This is a genomic window from Ulvibacter sp. 2210JD10-4, from assembly GCF_058148525.1.
This window is the reverse complement of record NZ_JBYVJZ010000016.1, coordinates 1-979: the sequence shown is the minus strand read 5'-3', so window position 1 is coordinate 979 and position 979 is coordinate 1. Positions and strand designations below refer to the sequence as shown.

The window sequence follows — 979 nt, the reverse complement described above, 5'->3', positions numbered from 1 at the left end:
TGGACTTGCAACAAAAAGTCGGACAAATTTTCTAAGACCTATGCCACATTTTTGATTTGATAAAATTCTAATTCCATTTCTTTAGGTGTTTTATACCCCAAAGAAGAGTGCAAACGTTTTCTATTGTACCAAACTTCTATATATTCAAAGACAATAGATTTAGCTTCTTCAATGGTTTTGAATTTGTGATGATAGATAAGCTCTACTTTAAGCGTTTTAAAAAAGCTTTCAGCTACTGCATTATCCCAACAATTAGCTTTTCTACTCATACTTTGAGTAATTAAAGTATTCTTCTTAATCAATTTTCTAAATTCTATAGAAGCATATTGTATGCCTCTGTCTGAATGAAAAAGTAAAGGCTGTGTTATTTCTCTTTTTGATAGAGCCATTCTCCAAGCTGGAATAATTGTTTGATTTGTATACAATCGTGTACTTAATGACCATCCGATGACTTGTCTATCCTATAAATCAATGATAGTAGTAAGATATAACCAACCTGAAGCTGTTTTTATATAGGTTATATCAGATACCCAAACTGCATTTAATGATTTTGGCGTAAAGTTTCTGTTTAAATGATTTCTACAAACAGGATATGGATGATTAGAATCTGTAGTAACTTTAAACTGCTTTTTAAGTTTACTTCTCCAACCATTGATACGCATCAATTTGGCAACTCTTCTTTTTGATATACGATGTCCGTCTCTTTTTAATACTTCCGCAATTCTAGGGCTTCCATAAGTTTCATTACTTGCGTCAAAAACTTCTTTTATTAAATCTGTAAACAAACTATTTTCTATAGCTCGATTTGAAGGACCATGACTAAACCATCTATAATAACTACTTCGACTTACTTTTAAAACCTTGCACATCTTTTCAATAGGATATAAATGTTTATAGCTAACTATAAATTGATAGATTTCCCATCGCTCTTGGAAAAGATGTGAACGGCTTTTTTTAATATTTCAAGTTCTAATTCTTT

General features: G+C 30.7%; 1 pseudogene. It reads right to left on the bottom strand.

Going from position 1 to position 979, the window contains the following annotated elements:
* Positions 1-38 precede the first annotated feature (38 nt).
* A pseudogene (locus ACY2RT_RS15285) lies at positions 39-959 on the bottom strand (IS3 family transposase).
* Positions 960-979: the final 20 nt, after the last annotated feature.